Genomic DNA, 20,411 nt, shown 5'->3' on the forward strand with positions numbered 1-20,411 from the left:
ACCGATCATCGGCCGCGCCTTCTACGCCGGCTTCCGCTACGACTTCGGCGGCTAAGGAAACGCTGATCGATTCGCTCCCCGCGACTGCTCGCAACGGAGTCTGACCGCCACAGGGACCGTGGCACCCCTCTCTGAATATGGTCTTCTCAGAATCCGGAACGAAGACTGGCGAAGGCATCGGTTTCGTCGGTAACGGGGTCCGGCATGTCTGCCGCCGACTCGCCCACCAGGCCGGCGAAGTCGTACAGCGAATCGTCGGCCAGATGCGAGGGCCGGACATTCTGCAGGCTGCGCAGAATGATGTTCAGCCGCTTCGGCTCATCCTGCTCCCACTGCCGCAGCATGCGCTGGATCTCCGCCCGCTTCAGGTTCTCCTGCGAGCCGCAGAGATTGCAGGGGATGATCGGGAAATCGCACAGTTCCGCATAGCGCTCCAGATACCGCTCGGGCACATAGCTCAGCGGCCGAATTACAACATGCTGACCGTCGTTGCTGCGCAGCTTCGGTGGCATGGTCGCCAGCTTGCCGCCGTAGAACATGTTCAGGAACAGCGTCGCGATCAGGTCGTCCCGGTGGTGGCCGAGCGCGATCTTGGTCATGCCCAGTTCAGTGGCCGCGGCATACAGGGCACCGCGGCGCAGGCGTGAACACAACGAGCACATGGTCTTGCCCTCGGGCACCACACGCTTCACCACGCTGTAGGTGTCCTGTTCCAGGATCCTGTACCGCACCCCGCGGCTTTCCAGGTATTCAGGCAGGACGTGCTCGGGCCAGCCCGGCTGCTTCTGGTCGAGATTGACTGCGGTCAGCTCGAAGCGCACCGGTGCGCGGTCGCGGAGCAACAGCAACATGTCCAGCAGGGCATAGGAGTCCTTGCCGCCGGACAGGCAGACCATCACCCGGTCGCCATCCTCGATCATGCGATAGTCGCTGATCGCGTTGGCGGTCAGGTAGGTCAGGCGTTTTTCGAGATTTTTCAGATTCATGGATCTGATCCAGGCAACGGGCTGATGCGGCCCGCTGTTATACCACCCGGGTCGCAAGGTCCTCAATTGGCGCGCTGACAGGCCGGCTCCGTTGAACGGGCGTGATTGCCCCGAGCTACCGGCTGCGCCACTATCTGCCGAGAAACCGTTGATCCGCCGCCCATCCGGTGGGCCAGGACACGCCCTAGCATCGGCATCAGACAAACCCTTCACCAGGGCCCGAGACACCCGCATCCGTGAACCCCCGGCATGGCTGACCGACAAAGTTCCGAGTTCTCAGCGTGGCATCCCGGCCTGGAGGCCGACCTTCCCGCCCGCTACAAGCCGCTGGAAACCATCCATCGATCGGCCAACGTCGCGACCAGCCTGTCGGACATCCCGGAACTGATGGCCCTGACCGGGCTGGAAGAGGAGGAACTGGTTACCTTCCGGGCCGAACGGCTGGTGCTTCACGAACTGATTGTCCAGGTCACCGCCGATGTCGTGGTTCTGGAAGGCGAGGAAGAGGAACTCCTGGGCCAGCACTTTCGCGGCATAGCCCTGAAGATCCTGTCCGACTACCTGGCCCCTCACCTGCCGGCATTCCAGCAGGAGTTCGATCAGCTTTACGAGCAAATCCACGACCGCGTCGGCGTTATTCTTGCCGGGGCTTTCGCCCCGGAGCCGGCAACGACAGAGCCCGAGCCACGGTCCTGGTTTGCACGCTGGTTCTCCCGGCGCCGCCCCCCTCGCCCGCCCGCCGACACACGCTCCATCGAGGAACGTCACCTCGACCTGACCCAGGAAATCAAGGAAAAGGGCCTCGCGGCGGAGGACAAGCTGGAACGGGCCATCTTCAAGAGCGCGTACCGCGTGCTGAACGCCATCGGCGGCACTCAGGGTCATATCGGGGTGGACCGGGAACTGCTGGCCACGCTGATTACGCGGCATGTGTGCAACGACTTCGGCAGCCGTCACCTCGGCCGGCAGATCGCGCCCCATGTGGAGCGGGCCATCGAGGTCGAGGGTTACGAGCGGCTCCCCTGCGCCAGGGAACCGGTGCTGATCAGCCTCAAGGGCGCCTCCGCCTCCGGCAAGAGCTCACTGCGGCCCTTCCTCAAGGGTTTCCTGCGCGACCTGGGCATTCAAGCGAACGAGTATGGCACCGTGTCACCCGATATCTGGCGCCGCCTGCTGCTTGACTACGAGGCCTTGGGCGAGGCCTACAAGTACGCCGGCCGTCTGGCAGGCAAGGAGGTCAAGCTGGTGGATGCCAAGCTCGACCGTTACATCCGTGACAAGGCCGAGCGCGACCAATCCATCCCCCACCTGCTGATCGACCGCTTCCGCTTCGATAGCTTCGCCATGGAAAAGGTGCCGCAGCTGCTGGATGCCACCTACGCCAAGTACATCGCCACCATGTACTTCTATTTCATCATCACGCCGCCGGAAGCGACCGTTGAGCGGGGCTGGGAACGCGGGCTGACTCGCGGACGCTACAAGGCCGTGGAGGATTTCCTGGGGCACTGCGTCGAAGCCTACGACGGCATGCCGAAGTTGCTGTTCAAGTGGCTGGACAGCCCGCAACCCCGTCTCGAATACCACTTCCTGGACAACAGCGTGGCCAAGCACACCCCGCCGACCACCATCGCCCACGGCAATCGCGAGGTACTCCACATCCTGGATCCGCTGGGCCTGGTCGACATCGATCGTTTCCAGAAGATCAACATCCACGCCACCCGTCCCGAGGACGTCTATCCGGACGACCACAGCCTGGCCATCGCCAGGAACTGCACCTTCATCAGGCAGTGCCTCGCCAAAGTTCCGGCGGTGCGCTTTGTCGACACCGACACCGGCCGGACCTACCTGCAGACCTCGGCAGGCCGCTTCTCGGTGGTGGATGCCGCGATCCTTCGGCAGCAGCGGCAGAATAACGAGCTGGCCGAGCTTTTCACCGCCATCGGGGCGCCGGAGACCTGAGGACGCACTCGTCCATTTCCCAACCTATGGTCAAGTCCGCAGGAAGCCGACTCAGAAATTACGGGTTGTTGCCTGCGAGGGCTCGCCGCGCCGCACGGTGACGGTTTCGACGTTATCGAGCAGCTCATCCCGGATGGCGTCATCCTCTTCTTCCGGATCGTCATCCAGCGCGTTGCAGGTGTAGGAGATCTGGTAATCGCCGCTACGCAGCGGAGGGGTGATGTAGTTGCCATCGGCATCGGTGGAGACGACCACCACCGGATCATTCTCGGAACCGGCCGGGCCGCGAATATCGCGCACACTGGCATCCTCGCGGAACACGTAGACCGCGCGCTGGTCCAGCTCCGCATCGCTACAGGCAGCCACGTTTCCTTCCACATACCCCGCCTGGTCGAGCCGCACCACATAGCCGGCCGGACGAAACGCATAGGACACCACGCTGCCGCCCTCCCGCTCGGGGAGCAGCGCCGACAGGGTATTGATCACCAGAACCAGGTCGTTGCCACCGGCGAGCCGGACGCTGTACCGGGACTCGAAGGAGGCGTTGCCAATTTCCAGCGGCAGGCCATCGACTTCCGAGCCCGGCGGCTCGAACCCACTGATGGCACGAAGCACCAGCCCGCGGTAACTGCCGGTCGGCAGATCGAAGCCGGTACTGATCAGCACACCGCCGGAGGTCGGGTCAACGAGTATATCCGGTTCGGTTTCGGCAAACTCCAAACGCTCGGTGGCGGCACCACTGCGCTGGAAATCGACGCCGTCCAGGGTTAGCAGAAAGCTGTTGTAACCGCCCGCATCCGCAGCCAGCACGCTGATGGACGCCGACCCGTCCCCATTGCCGCCGCCGTTGTCATCGTCATCGCTGCTACCGCCAAAATTGCCGATTTCCAGCCGGCAACCGCCCAGCAGCAGGCTGGCAGCAACGAGGGGGATCAAGAGGACGTGCCTGGGCATGAGAAACCCCGATGGATCCGATTATCTCCTCAGAGTACCGAACCCATCGGGGCCTGTCAGGCGAGATGGAAGGAAGCGGGATTAAGCGTCTTATTCCCCGTTTTCTTCGTCTTCACCGTTCTCCTCTTCGTCTTCTTCTCCCGGATCTTCAAAGTTTTCCGTTGGGAAATTGACAACCGTTGCCTGGCCGGCTTCCACTGGGGCAGGTGACCAATCGACGAAGTCGATAGGAGTATCCCTTTCAGCATCATCCGAATCCGCGTCGAACGTTAACGCTACAGTGTAATCGCCTTCCGGAACAAAACCCGCTGAATAGAAATATCCCCAAGTCTCACCGTTCGACTCTTCATCCTCGATGGGCATGTACCTGACATTCGCCGTCGTTATCGGATTACCGTCCAGGTCTTCCCCATCCTCATCAGTCCTGATGTTGAGAAACTCAACGTCGTCTCCGATGCCTTCATATACATACACTGCTGCCCCTGGGCAGATGTAGTGATTTTTATCCTCATCAGGGTGCGGCATACACTGCTCGACGATCTCGTTGGGAATGATACTCGCGTCCACCTGCCCTCGAATTACGCCTACATCAGCGTTCTCGATGATTCGAATACCCGTCCTCCGCAATCTGTGGAACCCATCCCACTGCGTTCCTACCCCACGAGTAATCATCTTACGAAGATCAAAATCGGCCGTTAGGGCCAAAACGCCACCTGGCGGGACGGTAAACGACCCTTGCGTTTGCACCCCCGCCGGTTCACCACCTGGGATGGCCAACCGTTGCTCAGGTTCGTCCGCGAATCGGATCACCGAGGTGGTGACTTGACGATTTTGAGGGGGACCACTTTGGGATTCATCCGGCTCAATCAGAAACCGGATTTGGTTGTATTCACCGGCAGGAACTTCTTCGCCGACGAACAGCGCTTCCGATTCCTCACCCTGCAACGCAAGAAGATCAATCTCGCGAACCGATTCGAACTCGATAAGTTCCTGTCGACCGGACGGACCCCGCAATTCCACAGCCGTAAATCTCAGAAAAACGTTGGTTGCATTATCGATTGGGCCATCGGTCACCGCCAGACTAAGCTGCCCGGTTTCACCGCTACTACTACTGCTTCCGCCACTGCTACCGCTGTTACAGGCAAGCAAGGTCGCACTGGCGGCAACCAGGCCGAGCAGGCACAGACGTTTCAGATTGATCGTCATGAGAACCTCTCTATCGTTCGACTGTTACGAGGGCGCCGCTGTGAAGGGATTGTTTTGGCGCGCACGATTCAACGATAGATGAAGTTCGGACTGTTGATGGAGTGTGTATTTGGCGACAGTTTCAAGGTTGACGGCGACCCAAAGTGGGCAGGATGACCACCCGATCGCAGCGAGCACGGAGCGGCGTGGGAGGAGAAGGTTTTTCTCCGGCGCTGTTGGCGCGAAGCGTCGTCACGACGGAAAAAAGCTTGTCCTCCCACGGCACGGGGCCTGGGGGTCGTCGCGATAACGTGGGGGCCAGTGCAAGGTTTCGTCTGGCCTGACGTGCCTGCGGCCCAACAGGGCCAGCCGAAATCTTCCACTGCCCCTACCAGACTGAGAGTGGTTGCGCTGCCTTACCCAGCAAGCGCCTGATCAATGTCCCAGAGGATGTCATCCAGCGTCTCGATGCCCACCGACAGACGGACCATGTCCGGGCTGACGCCGGCGGCGATCTGCTGCTCTTCGTTGAGTTGTCGGTGGGTCGTGCTGGCAGGGTGAATGACCAGCGTCCGCGCGTCGCCGACATTGGCCAGATGACTCAGGAACTGGCAGCGCTCGATGAAGCGCACGCCGGCCTCGTGGCCACCCTTTACACCGAAGGTGAACACCGAACCCGCGCCACGCGGCAGGTACTTCCGCGCCAGCGCATGGTACGGACTGTCCGGCAAATCAGCGTATTTCACCCAGGACACCTTCGGATGCTCTGCCAGAAAGCGTGCCACACCCAAGGCGTTTTCGCAGTGCCGCTCCATGCGCAGCGGCAGCGTCTCTATGCCCTGCAACAACAGGAAGGCATTCATCGGTGACAGGCTCGGCCCCAGCGTGCGCAGCGTCTCCACCCGCGCCTTGGTGATAAAGGCGAAATCGCCGAAGGTCTCGTAGAAACGGATGCCGTGATAACCCTCGGACGGTTCGAGCATCTGCGGGAACCGGCCGTTGTCCCAGGGGAACTTGCCGGACTCGACAATCACCCCGCCGAGCGTCGTGCCGTGCCCGCCCAGGTACTTGGTGGCCGAGTGGACCACGATATCCGCACCATGTTCGATGGGCCGGCACAGATGCGGACTGGCCAGCGTATTGTCGATGATCAGCGGCAGACCGGCCTCGTGCGCGACCTCGGCAATGGCCTCGATGTCCAGCACGTTGCCGAGCGGATTGCCGATGGTTTCGGCATACAGGCAACGCGTCCGGTCGTTGATCGCGGCGCGGAACGCCTCGGGATCATGCGGGTCGACGAAGTGGGTGGTAATACCCATGCGCCGGAAGGTGACATTCATCTGGCTGTAGGTGCCACCGTACAGCGTGCGCGCCGCAACGATCTCGTCGCCCTGTTCGCACAGGGTCAGCAGCGCCGTCATCTGCGCCGCCATGCCCGAGGCCACCGCCAGACCGGCGCGACCACCTTCCAGGGCCGCAACCCGCTCCTCCAGCACCGCGGTCGTGGGATTGGTCATGCGGCCGTAGATATTGCCGAAGGTCTGCAGGTTGAACAGGCTGGCGGCGTGGTCCGGGCTGTCGAAGACGAACGACGTGGTCTGGTAGATCGGCACCGCACGCGAGCCGGTGGCCGCATCCGGGATCTGCCCGGCATGCAGGCAAAGGGTTTCGATGCCGAAGTCGCGATCCGCCATGAGGAGTCCAGTTCAGGGTGTCAGCTTACGGTACCGAGGGGCCGCCGTGCGGAAATCACGCCGGTGTTGACGCCCATCCAGTTGAGGCCACCGAACAGCCGGCCATGCTCAATCTTGACGCAGCGGTCCATGACCACTTGCAGGCCGGCCGACGTGGCGCGTTCGGCCGCTGCCCGGTTGCAGACACCAAGCTGCATCCACAGCACGCTGGCGCCTGACGCAACAGCGGCGTCCACCAGCGCCGACACCTCCTCGCTGCGCCGGAACACATCCACCATGTCCACCGGCTCGGGGATGCTGGCCAGATCCGGATAGCAGGGCTCGCCCAGCACCTCGTCGTAACCCGGATTGACCGGGATGATCCGGTAGCCGTGATCCTGCATGTACTTGGCCGCGAAATAGCTCGGCCGGTACCAGTTGGCCGACAGGCCGACCACCGCAATGCGCCGGCAGCGCTGCAGGATATCGCGCAAACTGTGAATATCATCCACCGACATGGTTCAGAAGCGCTGCTTCTCCATCCACGGAATGATGCGTTCGAACGCCTCCTCGATCTTCTCCATGGAGGTGGAGTAACTGATCCGAAGCGAATTGATGCAGGATTCCCCGAAGGCATCGCCCGGCACCGTGCAGACACCGGTCTCGCGCAGCATGTTAAGCGCAACGGTATTGGCGTTCACATGCTCCGGCAGCGAGGGGAACATGTAGAACGCGCCCTGCGGCCAGTAGCCGGTCATGTGCGGCGTGTCCGCCACCAGGTGCACCAGACGATCCCGACGGGCAGCGTAGTCGGCCACCATGCCATCGATGCAACTCCGGCCCCCGCGCAGCGCGGCCACCCCGGCCCACTGCGCCGGCGTGTTGGCCACCGTGGTCGTGAACATGTGGTAGCGACGCAGCTTCTTGATCGCGCCCTGGCTGGAGATGATCCAGCCGATGCGCAGTCCCGCCATGCTGAAGGTCTTGGAGAAACTGGACACCACCATGATGTTGTCCAGGTCCACGGCGTGCCGCAACACGCTGGGGTATTCCATGTCGTCCAGGATCAGATGGTCATAGACCTCGTCGCTGAACACGTAGATGCCGCGATAGGCGCATTCCTCGCAGATCGCCTCGATGGTCTCCCGCGGGTAGATCGTGCCGGTCGGGTTGCTCGGTGAGTTCAGCACCACGCCATAGGTGTTCAGATCCATCGCATCGATCACTTCCTGGGGATCGAGTTGATGTCCGTGTTCGGCGCGGGTCGGAATGTACTTGACCTCGCCACCGTTAAGCCGGATCAGCGGTGCGTAAAGCAGGAAGGTCGGATCCGCACAGATGAATTCACGCCCCGGCGCCGAAGTGGCGGTCAGCGCCAGATACATGGCCTCGGTGGCACCGGTGGTGATGAGGATGTTGTCCTCGGTGATCGTGCGGCCGCTGCGCTCTGAATAATAATCCGCCACCGCACTCAGCAGTTCGGGCAGCCCGGCATCCATCGTATAGCCGGTATGTCCGGCCTGCAGCGCCTCGACATGGGCCTTGATGATGTGATCCGGGGTTGGGAAATTCGGCTGGCCGATGGACAAATGGATCACATCGTCCATCTCGGCGGCCAGATTGACCATGCGCCGGATGCCGGCGACCGGAATGGCGCGCAGCGAAGGAGTCCAGGTGGCCTCCTCCATCTCCTCGACTTCCGTCAGATCGGCTTCCAGTGGAGTCACTGCCATCGCCCTGCCCCCGTTTCCGCTTGACCCGTGCTCCAGCCGACTATGTCTGCGCACCGCGAGGGGGTCAAGCATGCGCATTCAGGCGACGCAGCGTACCCGCGATTGTCCACCGAGGCCGGGCCCCGCCTGCATTTGCGCACTTTGAAAATCGCATATTGACGCTGCTCGCAGGCGCTCGGTAACGTCGGCCGACGGAAACAGTCACGTCGCTGGGGGAATGGGATGACCGATCGACCGCGCATCGCGATTGTCACGGCGGCGGGGGAAAGCTGGCCACCGGGCCTGGACCCGCTGCGGGGTCAGGCCGAACTGATGCTCGCCAACGACGAGCGCAGCCTGCGTGAAGCGCTTCCAGAAGCCGATATTCTGATGGTCACCGACTTCCGCACGGACCTGCTGGAAGACTGCTGGCCGGAGCAGCACCGCATTCGCTGGATCCATGCCACCAGCGCCGGCGTCGATGCATTGATGATCCCGCCCATCCGGCACAGCGACATTCCCGTGACCAATGCCCGGGGCATTTTTGACCGTCCGATTGCCGAGTTCGTGCTTGGCCTGATCCTGTGTTTTGCCAAGGATTATCCCGGTTCGCTGCGCTACCAGGCGGAGCGCGCCTGGGTCCATCGCGAGACTGAGCGCATCGAGGGCAAGCGGGCGTTGATCGTCGGCGCCGGCTCCATCGGCCGTCAGATCGGCAAGCTTTTGAGCGCCGTCGGTCTGGCGGTGACCGCGATGAGCCGCTCGGCCCGGGAAGGCGACCCGGATTTCGACCGGGTGCATGCCGCCGAGCGGTTCCAGTCACTGCTGCCCGATGCCGACTACGTGGTGATCGCGGCGCCCCTCACGCCGGACACCGAGGGCCTGTTCGATGCTGATGCGTTCTCACGGATGCAGCCAACGGCACGCCTGATCAACATCGGTCGCGGACCGATCGTGCGGACCGACGATCTGGTGGCGGCGCTGGACAGCGGTGAAATCGCCGGTGCCGGACTGGACGTGTTCGAACAGGAGCCGCTGCCGGCGAATCATCCGCTCTGGGACATGCCCAACGTCATTCTGTCGGCACACATGGCCGGCGACGTGATCGGCTGGAAGGAGGCGCTGAGCGAGCAGTTCATTGCCAACTTCGAGCGCTGGCAGGCCGGCGAGCCACTGCACAATCCGGTGGACAAAGAGCGTGGCTACGCCGCGCGCTGATGGCACAACGACGCCACTTCATAGGGGAATGACGAGGCATGAACGGAAACACCCAGGTTGCCGACATGACGGCCATGGAAATGCTGCGGGCGTTCCGGCGCAAGGACCTCTCGCCGGTGGAGGCCGCCGAGGCGTGTCTGGCGCGGATCGAGACCTACAACCCGATGGTCAACGCCTTTTGCCTGGTTGATCCGGACGCCACGCTGCAGGCAGCGCGTGAATCCGAGGCACGCTGGCAGAAAGGTGCCCCGCTGGGCCGGGTGGACGGTGTGCCGACCGCGATCAAGGACGTGTTCATGGCCCGGGGCTGGTTCAACCGCAAGGGTTCACATGTGATCTCCGATGATCCTGCCACCGACGACGCGCCGGCCATCGCGGCACTGCGGCGCGAGGGCTTCGTGCCGGTGGGCAAGGTCACCACGCCCGAGTTCGGCTGGAAGGGCATTACCGACAGTCCGCTCTGTGGCATCACCCGCAACCCCTGGGATCCGGACAAGACGCCGGGCGGCTCCAGCGGCGGCAGTTCGGCGGCAGTGGCCCTGGGCATGGCGCCGCTCTCACTGGGCACCGATGCCGGCGGCTCGATTCGCATCCCCGCCGGTTTCACCGGCATTTACGGTCTCAAACCCACCCAGGGCCGCTGTCCCATCTGGCCGCAAAGCCCGTTCGGTGCATTGGCGCATCCGGGACCGATGACTTGGACCGTCGAGGACAGCGCACTGCTGATGAACTGCATTGCCAGTCCGGACCCGCACGACACCACGCTGCCGGAAACCTGCGAGGACTATCTGGTCGGCCTGTACGGCGGCGTCGCCGGTCTGCGGATCGCCTATAGCCCGAATTTCGGTTACATCAACGTGGACCCGGAAATTGCCGAGTCCGTACGTCGTGCGGTCGGCATGTTCGAGGAAATGGGCGCGATCGTCGAGGAAATCGACCCTGGCTTCAGCGATCCGCTGGATGCCTTCGGCGTCCTGTTCTATGGCGGTGCGGCCAACGCCATGCGCGACCTGTCGGCCGAGCAGCGTGCGCAGATGGATCCGGGCCTGGTGGAGGTTGCCGCCTGGGCCGAGAAACTCAGCCTGCTGGATTACCTGGGGGCGCAGAATGAACGGGCGGCCCTGATCGAACACATGAACCTGTTTCACAGCCGCTACGATCTGCTGCTGAACCCGGCACTGCCGATTCCGGCATTCAAGGCCGGCCTGGAGGTGCCCGAGGGCTGGCACAATCCGCGCTGGCCGAGCTGGACCCCGTTCACCTACCCGTTCAACATGACCGGGCAGCCCAGCGCGTCGGTGCCCTGCGGCTTTACCAGTGCCGGCCTGCCAATCGGCCTGCAGGTCACCGGTGGACGGCACCGCGATGCGCTGGTGCTGCGCGCATCGCACGCCTATCAGGCCGTCAGCCCGCTCACCGACCGGCGGCCGACGCCGAATGCATGATCCTTACACCGCGACCCGACAGGACTTAAGCCGATGATCGAATCTCCACTCCTCCCGCATATCCAGGGCTATATCAACGGCGCCTGGGTCGGTGCCGACGGCGAACGCTCGGTCAAGGTGCACAACCCGGTGAACGGCGAGGTTCTGGCCGAGATCCCGAACATGAGCGCCGACCAGACCGACGAGGCGGTTGCCGCCGCACGCGCAGCGCTGGCCGAGCCGGCGAGCCTGGCCCAGCGCCGGGAATGGCTGGAAGCGATTGCCGCCGCACTGGTCGACAACAAGGAGGAAATGGGCCGGATCCTGACACTGGAACACGGCAAGCCCTGGAAGGAAGGCCAGGGTGAGGTGGAATATGCCGCCGGCTTCTTCAGCTTCGCGGCGAAAAACCTTGATGCCTTGAAATCCCATGCCCTGAGCGAGAAGCCCCGCGGCTGCAGCTGGATTATCCACTACCGTCCCGCCGGCGTGGTGGGCCTGGTCACGCCATGGAACTTCCCCGCCGGCATGATCGCGAAAAAGCTGTCCTCGGCCATTGCTGCCGACTGTCCCAGCGTGATCAAGCCGTCGAGCAAGACACCGCTGACCATGATCGCCCTGTTCACGCTGCTGGACCAGGCGGTTGGTTTGCCGAAGGGCAAGGTCAATCTGGTGATGGGGTCTGCCGGACCGATCGGCGATACCCTGCTGCAGCATCCGGAGGTGCGGGTGGTCAGCTTCACCGGCTCCACCGAGGTGGGCAAGGACCTGATCCGTGGCTCCGCCGAACAGGTCAAGAAGCTGTGCCTGGAGCTGGGCGGCAATGCGCCGTTCATCGTGTTCGACGATGCGGATCTGGACGCCGCCGCCGATCAGCTCATGGTCAACAAGTTTCGCGGTGGCGGCCAGACCTGTGTCTGCGCCAACCGCATTCTGGTCCAGGACAGCGTCGCCGACGCCTTTGCGACGAAGATTGTCGAGCGGGTCAAGCGACTCAAGGTCGGTGACGGCATGCAGCCGGACACGGACCTGGGACCGCTGATCGACCGGGCCGGCTTCGAGAAGGTCCGCCGCCATGTCACCGATGCTCTGGCCCAGGGCGCGGAGCTGGTGGCTGGCGAGGTGCCAGAGCCGCTGGAACATGACTGGGGCGGCTTCTACCCGCCGACGGTGCTGAAAGGCGCGACCAGTGACATGGCCTGCTGGAAAGAAGAAACCTTCGGCCCGCTGGTACCGCTGGTGTCGTTCGGCGATGAGGCGCAGGCCATCCGCCTGGCCAACGAAACCGAATACGGACTTGCCAGCTACCTGTTTAGCCGCGACGAGGCACGCGCCGAACGGGTCATTCCAAGGCTGGAATTTGCCCATGTCGGCCACAACACCGGCACCGGCCCGGCGCCCGAAGCGCCATTCGGCGGCATGAAGCAGTCCGGTTTTGGCCGCGAGGGCGGGGTTGAAGGGCTGTTCGAGTTCATCGAACCGCAGACCGTACCACGCGGTGACTGACGCAGCGGCCGGGCCCGGCGCGTCGGCAAGCCGGACCGGAGGCATCTGTCAGCTAAAGGTTCGCCGGCGCTCCAGGTAATCATCGACAAAGGCCTGCAGGCGGGCCTGATCCAGCGGCTGCAATCCGCTCAGCAACACCCGCTTGGTGCCGTGGCCGACCGTCTGACCGCCACTGTGCACGGTGAAACGCAGGTGCTCTTCGCCGCGACGTCCGTTGACGTCCAGCGTGGCCTCGGTCAGGTCCATGGACACGTCGTCGGCCACCGGCCCGGTCAACTCGAAGGCCATGCTGTCGTAGATCACCAGCGGCCGGTCCGGGTTGAACATCACACCCTGCTCACGCATCAACGGCTCGAGAAACTCGGGAAAGTTGCGCCCTGAAAACGCGGAGTACCGGCGCACAAAGGCCTCGGTCACCGCCGCATCACGAATCCCCTCACCCTCCCGTTCCACATCCAGATAGGTGCGTCCCTCGGCATCCGACACCTGCAATTGATTGCCGTCATCCGCCGAAAGGCGTAACGGCAGGTCGCCGGTCACCATGCCCCGGAAATAGAAGGTCATGCGTGGATACAGGCCGTAGTGACCCAGGATCAGGGCGAACAGCAGATCTCCCGGCACGCAGTAGCGGCGTGCCCCCGGATCGTGGATCGGGTTGAAATCACCGGCAATCTCCTTGGCGAACCGGCTGCCCTGTCGCTCGGATATCCGGACCAGGTCATCCGTGATGTTGTGATAACGGTCGAGAAACATGCGCGGGGCCTTCCCTGTCAGCGTATTCCAGCGCCAATGGTCGACGAAGTCGCGGTCAGTTGGAAGTCGACCAGCGGTGAAAGGGTAAACCCGGTCATGGCAATCATGACAACGGCCGCAGCGGGAACACTTTGGGAGACCATTACCCTCCCTGGTCCTGCACCGGGACATCCCGACTCAAGGGTTCGTCCTCGGCCGGCCAGACACCCCTGCCGATGGCAACCCGGCCGGAATAGACCAGCCAGCTCTGCCGCGCCTGGCGCGGCAGGCTGTGCACGAGAGGCAGCATCGCCTCGGCATTGTCCGCAGAAACAGCCAGTACCGGATTGCCACCTTCCGTGCGCATGGTCCAGGCGCTCGCTGTGCCGCGCCCGGCCATTTCGGGCGGCTGCGGATCCAGTCCCAGTTCCTCGAGCAGCCCGGCCACCGCGTCGGTGCTACCGATTACCGCAAACGGTTCGTCCGCCAGCAAGGCAGTTTCACCATTGTCGATCCGACCCTGGCCACCGAAAAGCCGCCGCGCCAGACGACCACTCATCGCCTCCACGTCCTCGTCACCACCGGCGGCGATGGTCACCAGAGGTTCGTCCTGAAGCGTGAGATCTCGCAGAATCGGTGGCGCCTCGTTCCGGGAAAGGCGCCGGAACACGTCACTGTCCGGATCGATGATCACGCTCTGCGGGCGACCGGACGCGGTCAGTGAAAACGCCTGCTCCGGGTCCGTCAGCTGCACCTCGAAACGCTGCCGCTCACCGCTCTCGAGCACCACGTCCACCGGCAGATCAAGCGAAAAAGCCGGTTCGGCCTGTCGCAGCGTGAACCCGACTTCATAGTCCCCGTTGTCCAGCGGACTGGCGCCGACATCGGCTATATCCAGTTCTGGTGCACCCGGATTGTCCAGCCATTGGGAGAAGAATTGCCGTAAGTCCCGCCCGGCTGCCCGCTCGAAGGCTGAGATCAGGTCGGGCCAGTCGGCCTGCGCGAAACGATGGTTACTCCAGAAGCGCCGCAGCCCGTCCTCGAAGGCGTCATCGCCGAGCTTCTGCCGCAGCATGTGAAACACATAGGCCGACTTGCTGTAGCCGACTATCAGACTGGGGTCACCCCGCCGCGAACGAAAATCGGCAATCGCGAAATCCCGTCCCTCGGGCAGGGCCGCATAGTCCCGCAGCCAGTCGCGCCGCATCTCCCGTCCGCCGTTCTCGCGGTGCCGGTTGGCCATCGTGTGATCCGCCATGTAGGTGGTCAGTCCTTCGGACCAGTTGCCGCCGCCGTCGGCAAGCAACACGCCGTTACCCCACCAGTTGTGCAGGATTTCATGCGCCAGCGACTGTACCGGGAAGAACGGCAGCGGCAGCACCCGACGGCCAACGTAAGTCAGTCCCGGGTAGCCGAGGCCGACGCCGATCGGCGCCGAAACGATGGCGAATGCACTGAAGGGATACTCGCCGATGACGCCGGCGAACTCGTCGATGTACTGGGCGGACAAGGCCATGTACTCGCGGCCGAGGTCGCGCTGATCCGGCTCCAGGTAGGCACGCAGGGTCAAACCGTCGTGGTCCTTTTCCTGGATTTCCCACGGTCCGGCGAACAGCGACGGGGCCCGATGCGCGCCTTCGGTGACGAATCGCGCGCGATAGCGGCTGTTGCCCTGCTCTTCTGCCAGCAGCCGCCCCGCCACAACCGCGACATAGGGTGCACCCACCTCGACCTTGATCAGACTCGCCCCGGATTGACCGTCAAGCCCAGGGAACCAGGCGCTGCTGCCGGGCAGATAAGCACCGTCCTCGCCGGCCAGCGGCCGGCCTCCTACACCGCCCCGACCGGCACCCCGAAAGCTGCCCAGCTCGCCCCGCCAGCCGATCTGCAGCCATTCCGCCTGCGCCGCTCCGCTGATCTGCCAGTGCCCGCGGCCATTGGCACGACCCAGCTCAAGCCGATTGCCGCCCTCGTCGAAAACGGCATCCGGACGCAAGCCCTGGGACAGGCTCAGATCAACCGCTTCGGCCCCGTCATGCCGGAACCAGCCTGCGCCATGAAGCTCACGCGCTGCCGGATCCAGCATCACCGAAAATCCACGCACGGCCCCGGCATCGCGGATACTGTCCAGATCGGGCGGTTGCTGGGCAACCGAGGACATCGGTACCAGCGCGAAGATGAACAAGACAGTGGCAAGGACTGCACGGCTGGCACGGCGAAAGGAGCGGCACGGCACAATGCTGGCGACGGCTGACAGCACGGTGGACCTCGCGGTTTGGGGACAAAGACTGAGACGGCGAACCGGCCGTCGAAGTTCATGCGGCCGATTCAGTCCGGGTTAAGCAAGCGCCGGGCAATCTGTCAGCGTTCACAGAGAAACCGGGCCCGCGGGCTCGCCAGAAAAACGCTCAGGAGTTGGAACAATGAAAACGCGAAACCTGCTTCTTTCCGCTGGTCTCCTTGGTGCCGCACTGGCGCTGCCGTTTACTGCCGGGGCGTATGATTCCCGCGTGCATTACGCCGATGTCACCCAGGTCATTCCGATCAAGGAAATGCAACGGGTGTCCTACCCGAGCCGGGAATGCCGCGATGAACAGGTTGTGCATCGGGAAGGCGGCTTGCAGGGCCGGGGCGGCATGCTGGTGGGTGGCGCCGTCGGCGGCCTTGCCGGCAGCCGCTTCGGCGGCGGTCGCGGGCAGACTGCGGCCACCGTTGCCGGCACGCTGCTGGGCGCTACGGTTGGCGACCAGCTGACGCGGACACCCGAGCGCTCGTACACCACCACCGAGCGCGTCTGTCACAATGTCGACCGCTGGTACGATGAGGAGCGGACTGTCGGCTATCGGGTACAATACCGGTTCCGCGGCGATACCTACTGGACGGAAATGGATTACCACCCGGGCGACACCATCCGCGTCCGGCAGGACGTGACGCCGCTCGGTTAGGCAAACGCCGAGTGCGGCACAGGGAGTCGGATCGAGACGTGACTGCGAGCAGCTTGCTACGGCGACGCGTGACGCGCTTTCTGGGCCGGGTCCTGGTTGTGGCCGCCGTGCTGGCCGGACTGCCGGCGGCCGGGCTCGCCAACCCGACCCACGCGCCCGCGATGCAGCCCGGTCAGCTGATTCCGGCAAGTGACCGCATGAGCCTGAGCCAGGCCACCCGCATGGTGCGCGAGGAAACGGGCGGGCGGGTACTCTCGGCGGAGGAAGTGCAGCGTGGCAACCGCACCGTCTACCGGATTCGGGTATTGATGGGCGAGGGCCGGGTGCGCGTGGTCGAGGTTGACCCACGAAGCGGAAGGATGCGTTGAATCATGCGCCTGTTGCTGGTGGAGGATGAACAGGAGCTGGCCAGCCAGCTTTGCAAACGGCTGCAGGACGAGGGCTTCGTCGTGGATCATGCCGCGGACGGACCATCAGGACTGCATTTCGCCACCGATTACCCCATTGACCTGGCGATTGTCGATCTCGGACTACCCGGCTTTTCCGGCCTGGAACTGATCCAGCGGCTGCGCGCCGATGGCTCCAGACTGCCGGTCTTGATCCTGACGGCGCGCCAGGCCTGGCAGGACCGCGTTGCCGGCCTGGAGGCCGGAGCCGACGATTACCTGGGCAAGCCGTTCCGGATGGAGGAACTGCTGGCACGGGTCAATGCCCTGTTGCGGCGCGTTGGTGGCTGGGCGCATCCGGTACTGGAAGCCGGCCCGATCGCGCTGGATACGCGCAGCCAGACGGTCAGCCTGGCTGGCAAGGCACTCGATCTCACCGCCTACGAATACCGCTTGCTCGCCTACCTGATGCACCGACCCGACGAGGTGGTATCCAAGTTGGAGCTGACCGAACACCTGTATCCGGATGATGCCGACCGCGACAGCAACGTGATCGAGGTTTTCATTCGCCGCCTGCGGCAGAAGCTGGATCCCGACAATTCGCTGCACCCGATCGAGACACTGCGCGGCCGCGGCTACTCGTTCCGGCTTGGCACTCCCCACCGTTCATGAATCATTCGCTGCAGCGGCGGCTGCTGATCGTTGCCAGCCTGGTGCTGGCAGCCTTCCTCGGTACCACGGGTTTCGCCCTCGACCAGGCCTTCCGCACCAGCCTGATCCAGGCACAGCAGGACCGGCTGCAGGGCTTCCTGTACACCGTGCTTGCCGGCGCTGACGTTCGCGAGGGTCAACTGCAGGTGCCCGGTGACCTGCCGGAAGGACGCTTCCACCAGATCGGTTCCGGGCTCTACGCCGTGGTGCTGGACGACCAGGGGCGTACCACCTGGCGCTCCCGTTCGCTGATCGGCCAACGGCTGGACCTGGACCGGACGCTGCCGCCCGGCGAGCGGGATTTCTATCGCGCGGAACTGGACGGCGAACGGCTTGTGGGCCTGGCCTACGGGCTGTCGTGGGAAGACCCGGAAACCGGTGGCGGCGACTTCACCCTGCATGTGGCCGAGTCGATCACCTTCCGGCTGGAGGAACGCGCGGCCTACCGCCGCAGCCTGTGGACCTGGCTTGGCGGCGCCGGTGCCGGCCTGCTGGTCGCGCAATTGCTGGTCCTGCGCTGGGGGCTGCGACCGCTGCGGCGCGTCACCCGCGACCTGCAACTGATCGAGCGCGGCCGCAAGGACACGCTGGAAGGCAATTACCCACGTGAAGTCCAGGGCCTGACCGAGCGGCTGAACCAGCTGATTTGCTCGGAGCGGGAACGGACCACTCATTACCGGAACAGCCTGGCCGACCTGGCACACAGCCTGAAGACGCCGCTTGCGGTGCTGCGCACCACGCTGGAGTCGGACAGCAGCCAACCGCCGTCGCCACAAACCATGGAACAGATCGAGCGAATCCACGAAACCGTGGATTACCAGCTTGGCCGCGCTGCCCTGGCCGGGCCGCCACACTTCGGCGAAAGCACCCGGGTCCAGCCACTGGCGAGACGGGTCATGGACACGCTGCCGAAAACGCGGCCGGCGGGCCCACCGGCCACCACCTTCGACTGCCCCGGGGAGGCACGCTTTCCCGGTCCCGAAGGCGACCTGATGGAGATCCTGGGCAATCTGGTGGATAACGCCTGCAAATGGTGTGATGACCGGATCAGCCTGCGCGTGGACTGGCAAGCCCACGGACGCGGCTGGCTGCTGACCCTGCAAATGGAAGACGACGGCCCGGGCGTTCCGGAATCGGCCCGCGAGCGCATCCTGCAGCGTGGCCAGCGTGCCGACGAAACCCGCCCCGGCCACGGCATCGGGCTGGCAATGGTCAGCGAGCTGGTGGCCAACTACCGGGGCAAAATCCAGATTGACCGGTCCGACCGTCTGGGTGGCGCACGGTTCACGCTGACCCTGCCGGTCAATACCTGAACGGCAGCCCGCCTCCCCGCCAGCCACCTGCTTTTTTGTGATCATTTCAATTTGCAGCCGCGATAGGCACACTCTGCTTCTGCCGCTCCGTGACAAGCCCCGAGGCCCATGCTTGAAGCCGTCCGAAAATCGCTAAACGACTTGCTGCAGCAGGTGGACGCAGACGAACTGCACCTGGGCCTGAAGGGGCTGGAGAAGGAGAGCCTGCGGGTCACTGCGGACGGCTCGATCGCGCAGACACCGCATCCGGCGGTTTTCGGTTCGGCCCTGACGCATCCGTGGATTACCACCGATTACTCGGAGGCCCTGCTCGAATTCATCACGCCGCCGGCATCGGAACTGCAACACGGCCTGCAGTCCCTGGACGAAATCCACCGGCATGTCCTGTCCCATCTGGACGAGGAATTGCTGTGGACCAGCAGTATGCCCTGTGTGGTCCGCGGTGCCGACAATATTCCGATTGCCCGCTACGGCGACTCCAATATCGGCCGGATGCGGCATATCTACCGGCGCGGACTGGACTGGCGCTACGGCCGGGCGATGCAGGCGATCGCCGGAATCCATTTCAATTATTCATTCAGCGGCCCGGTGCTGCGGGCGCTGCAGGCGCAGCGCGGCCACCGCGGGCCGATTCGGGATTTCAGTTCCAAGGCCTATTTCGGCCTGATCCGCAATTTCCAGCGCTTCGGCTGGCTGATTCCGCTGCTCTACGGTGCCTCGCCAGCCCTGTGCCGCTCCTTCGCCGGCAACCAGGAACTGGGCTTCAGCGAATTCAGTGACGACACCCTTTACGAACCGTACGGCACGTCGTTGCGGATGAGCGACATAGGCTACAAGAACAAGGCCCAGGCCGCGCTGAACATCTCCTACGACAGCCTGGAGAGCTACGTCGCCAGCCTGAGCCGGGCCATCAACACCAGCGATGCGGAGTACGAACGCATTGGCGTGCGGGTGGAGGGCGAATACCGGCAGCTGAATACCAACGTGCTGCAGATCGAGAACGAATACTACAGCTTCATCCGGCCGAAGGCGGTGGCCCGCTCCGGCGAAAAGCCGACGCTGGCGCTCCAACGCGCCGGGGTGGAGTACATCGAGGTCCGGGCGCTGGACCTGAACCCGTTCGAGGCCATCGGCACCAACGTCGAGACACTGCGGTTCGTCGAGTGCCTGCTGTATCTTTGTCTGCTGCGCGACAGCCCACCGATCAGCCCCCGCGAACTGGGCGGCATCAACCGCAACCAGGGTCTGGTGGCGCGTTACGGCCGTGACCCGGACCTGGTGCTGCAGCATCAGCGGGATGCGCAGCTGCCACTGCGGGACTGGGCCCTGTCGCTTCTGGACGAGATGGCCCTGGTGGCCGCCGCGCTCGACAGGGGACGGACAGGCTCTCCCTACGCCGAGGCAATCGACAACGCCCGGCTTGCGGTGGAGGATACGTCCCGCACCCTGTCGGCGCAGGTGCTCGCGCAGATGCAGCAACGTGAGGAGGGATTCATCGAATTTGCGCTGGCGCAATCCAGGCTGCACGCCCGACAGCTCAAGGCACGGCCGTTATCCGGGGAACAGGAAGCCATATTCACGGCCACGGCAGCGCAATCGCTGAGCGAGCAACATGCCATCGAGGCCGCCGACGAGCTCAGTTTCGAGGACTATCTTGCCCGCTACATGGAGCAGGATGCGATTAGCGCACCGGAATCAGTGCCGTAG

Annotated in this window: 17 protein-coding genes; 9 read left to right on the forward strand and 8 right to left on the reverse strand. The window is 63.9% G+C overall.

All coding sequences use genetic code 11. The annotated features are described in order from the left end of the window. Positions 1 to 146 precede the first annotated feature (146 nt). Positions 147 to 986, reverse strand: a complete 840-nt coding sequence (gene ttcA / locus M0534_RS12400) for a tRNA 2-thiocytidine(32) synthetase TtcA (protein WP_248568758.1) — start codon at positions 984 to 986, stop codon at positions 147 to 149. A gap of 249 nt (positions 987 to 1,235) precedes the next feature. Between ttcA and M0534_RS12405 the strand changes: the two genes are divergently transcribed. Then, entirely contained in the window at positions 1,236 to 2,945 is a 1,710-nt protein-coding gene (locus M0534_RS12405; RefSeq protein WP_248568759.1) for a zeta toxin family protein, read from the forward strand. A gap of 51 nt (positions 2,946 to 2,996) precedes the next feature. On the opposite strand, the gene M0534_RS12410 is transcribed toward M0534_RS12405, so the two are convergent. The 5 genes from M0534_RS12410 to M0534_RS12430 form a co-directional block, all read right to left on the reverse strand. Continuing rightward, a complete protein-coding gene (locus M0534_RS12410) occupies positions 2,997 to 3,899 on the reverse strand; it encodes a hypothetical protein (RefSeq protein ID WP_248568760.1) in 903 nt (300 codons plus the stop codon). 90 nt (positions 3,900 to 3,989) lie between these two features. Beyond that, positions 3,990 to 5,105: a DUF4382 domain-containing protein gene (locus M0534_RS12415; protein WP_248568761.1), complete on the reverse strand. Its 1,116-nt coding sequence runs from the start codon at positions 5,103 to 5,105 to the stop codon at positions 3,990 to 3,992. Positions 5,106 to 5,500: 395 nt separating this feature from the next. Further along, complete coding sequence (locus tag M0534_RS12420; RefSeq protein ID WP_248568762.1) at positions 5,501 to 6,778, reverse strand: O-acetylhomoserine aminocarboxypropyltransferase/cysteine synthase family protein; 1,278 nt, start codon at positions 6,776 to 6,778, stop codon at positions 5,501 to 5,503. Between the two features lie 20 nt (positions 6,779 to 6,798). Next, on the reverse strand, positions 6,799 to 7,269 hold the full coding sequence (locus tag M0534_RS12425; RefSeq protein WP_428348915.1) for a CoA-binding protein: 471 nt from the start codon (positions 7,267 to 7,269) through the stop codon (positions 6,799 to 6,801). 9 nt (positions 7,270 to 7,278) lie between these two features. Further along, positions 7,279 to 8,490 carry a pyridoxal phosphate-dependent aminotransferase gene (locus tag M0534_RS12430; protein WP_248568764.1) on the reverse strand — a complete coding sequence of 404 codons (1,212 nt, stop codon included), beginning with the start codon at positions 8,488 to 8,490 and terminating at the stop codon, positions 7,279 to 7,281. Positions 8,491 to 8,712: 222 nt separating this feature from the next. Here M0534_RS12430 and M0534_RS12435 point away from each other — a divergent pair, with 222 nt between their 5' ends. From M0534_RS12435 to M0534_RS12445, 3 genes are read left to right on the forward strand one after another with little or no spacing between them, the layout of a single operon-like run. Then, the gene (locus M0534_RS12435; RefSeq protein WP_248568765.1) at positions 8,713 to 9,687 is read left to right on the forward strand and encodes a D-2-hydroxyacid dehydrogenase; all 975 of its coding nucleotides are present in this window, start codon (positions 8,713 to 8,715) and stop codon (positions 9,685 to 9,687) included. A 38-nt stretch (positions 9,688 to 9,725) separates the two neighbouring features. After that, positions 9,726 to 11,132 carry an amidase gene (locus tag M0534_RS12440; protein ID WP_248568766.1) on the forward strand — a complete coding sequence of 469 codons (1,407 nt, stop codon included), beginning with the start codon at positions 9,726 to 9,728 and terminating at the stop codon, positions 11,130 to 11,132. A 33-nt stretch (positions 11,133 to 11,165) separates the two neighbouring features. Next, a complete protein-coding gene (locus M0534_RS12445) occupies positions 11,166 to 12,617 on the forward strand; it encodes an NAD-dependent succinate-semialdehyde dehydrogenase (protein WP_248568767.1) in 1,452 nt (483 codons plus the stop codon). 48 nt (positions 12,618 to 12,665) lie between these two features. Here the strand turns inward: M0534_RS12445 and M0534_RS12450 are convergent, their stop codons facing one another. Further along, entirely contained in the window at positions 12,666 to 13,370 is a 705-nt protein-coding gene (locus M0534_RS12450; RefSeq protein WP_248568768.1) for a DUF3581 family protein, read from the reverse strand. 142 nt (positions 13,371 to 13,512) lie between these two features. Further along, on the reverse strand, positions 13,513 to 15,609 hold the full coding sequence (locus tag M0534_RS12455; RefSeq protein WP_248568769.1) for a M1 family metallopeptidase: 2,097 nt from the start codon (positions 15,607 to 15,609) through the stop codon (positions 13,513 to 13,515). Between the two features lie 163 nt (positions 15,610 to 15,772). Between M0534_RS12455 and M0534_RS12460 the strand changes: the two genes are divergently transcribed. From M0534_RS12460 to gshA, 5 genes are all read left to right on the forward strand, one after another. After that, positions 15,773 to 16,294, forward strand: coding sequence for a glycine zipper 2TM domain-containing protein (locus M0534_RS12460; RefSeq protein WP_248568770.1), 522 nt, complete (start codon positions 15,773 to 15,775; stop codon positions 16,292 to 16,294). Between the two features lie 38 nt (positions 16,295 to 16,332). Then, positions 16,333 to 16,662, forward strand: coding sequence for a PepSY domain-containing protein (locus M0534_RS13780; protein WP_248568771.1), 330 nt, complete (start codon positions 16,333 to 16,335; stop codon positions 16,660 to 16,662). A gap of 3 nt (positions 16,663 to 16,665) precedes the next feature. After that, positions 16,666 to 17,352, forward strand: a complete 687-nt coding sequence (locus M0534_RS12470) for a response regulator transcription factor (protein ID WP_248568772.1) — start codon at positions 16,666 to 16,668, stop codon at positions 17,350 to 17,352. Further along, a complete protein-coding gene (locus M0534_RS12475; protein WP_248568773.1) occupies positions 17,349 to 18,704 on the forward strand; it encodes an ATP-binding protein in 1,356 nt (451 codons plus the stop codon). The genes M0534_RS12470 and M0534_RS12475 overlap by 4 nt, the downstream gene beginning before the upstream one ends. A 108-nt stretch (positions 18,705 to 18,812) precedes the next feature. Beyond that, complete coding sequence (gene gshA, locus M0534_RS12480; RefSeq protein WP_248568774.1) at positions 18,813 to 20,411, forward strand: glutamate--cysteine ligase; 1,599 nt, start codon at positions 18,813 to 18,815, stop codon at positions 20,409 to 20,411.

The organism is Methylonatrum kenyense, from assembly GCF_023195885.1.
Taxonomy (GTDB): Bacteria; Pseudomonadota; Gammaproteobacteria; order Nitrococcales; family Aquisalimonadaceae; genus Methylonatrum; species Methylonatrum kenyense.

Coding starts and splice junctions, on each gene's coding strand:
- ttcA (WP_248568758.1), bottom strand. CDS start 986: ATGAATCTGAAAAATCTCGAAAAACGCCTGACCTACCTGACCGCCAAC.
- M0534_RS12405 (WP_248568759.1), top strand. CDS start 1,236: ATGGCTGACCGACAAAGTTCCGAGTTCTCAGCGTGGCATCCCGGCCTG.
- M0534_RS12410 (WP_248568760.1), bottom strand. CDS start 3,899: ATGCCCAGGCACGTCCTCTTGATCCCCCTCGTTGCTGCCAGCCTGCTG.
- M0534_RS12415 (WP_248568761.1), bottom strand. CDS start 5,105: ATGACGATCAATCTGAAACGTCTGTGCCTGCTCGGCCTGGTTGCCGCC.
- M0534_RS12420 (WP_248568762.1), bottom strand. CDS start 6,778: ATGGCGGATCGCGACTTCGGCATCGAAACCCTTTGCCTGCATGCCGGG.
- M0534_RS12430 (WP_248568764.1), bottom strand. CDS start 8,490: ATGGCAGTGACTCCACTGGAAGCCGATCTGACGGAAGTCGAGGAGATG.
- M0534_RS12435 (WP_248568765.1), top strand. CDS start 8,713: ATGACCGATCGACCGCGCATCGCGATTGTCACGGCGGCGGGGGAAAGC.
- M0534_RS12440 (WP_248568766.1), top strand. CDS start 9,726: ATGAACGGAAACACCCAGGTTGCCGACATGACGGCCATGGAAATGCTG.
- M0534_RS12445 (WP_248568767.1), top strand. CDS start 11,166: ATGATCGAATCTCCACTCCTCCCGCATATCCAGGGCTATATCAACGGC.
- M0534_RS12450 (WP_248568768.1), bottom strand. CDS start 13,370: ATGTTTCTCGACCGTTATCACAACATCACGGATGACCTGGTCCGGATA.
- M0534_RS12460 (WP_248568770.1), top strand. CDS start 15,773: ATGAAAACGCGAAACCTGCTTCTTTCCGCTGGTCTCCTTGGTGCCGCA.
- M0534_RS12470 (WP_248568772.1), top strand. CDS start 16,666: ATGCGCCTGTTGCTGGTGGAGGATGAACAGGAGCTGGCCAGCCAGCTT.
- M0534_RS12475 (WP_248568773.1), top strand. CDS start 17,349: ATGAATCATTCGCTGCAGCGGCGGCTGCTGATCGTTGCCAGCCTGGTG.
- gshA (WP_248568774.1), top strand. CDS start 18,813: ATGCTTGAAGCCGTCCGAAAATCGCTAAACGACTTGCTGCAGCAGGTG.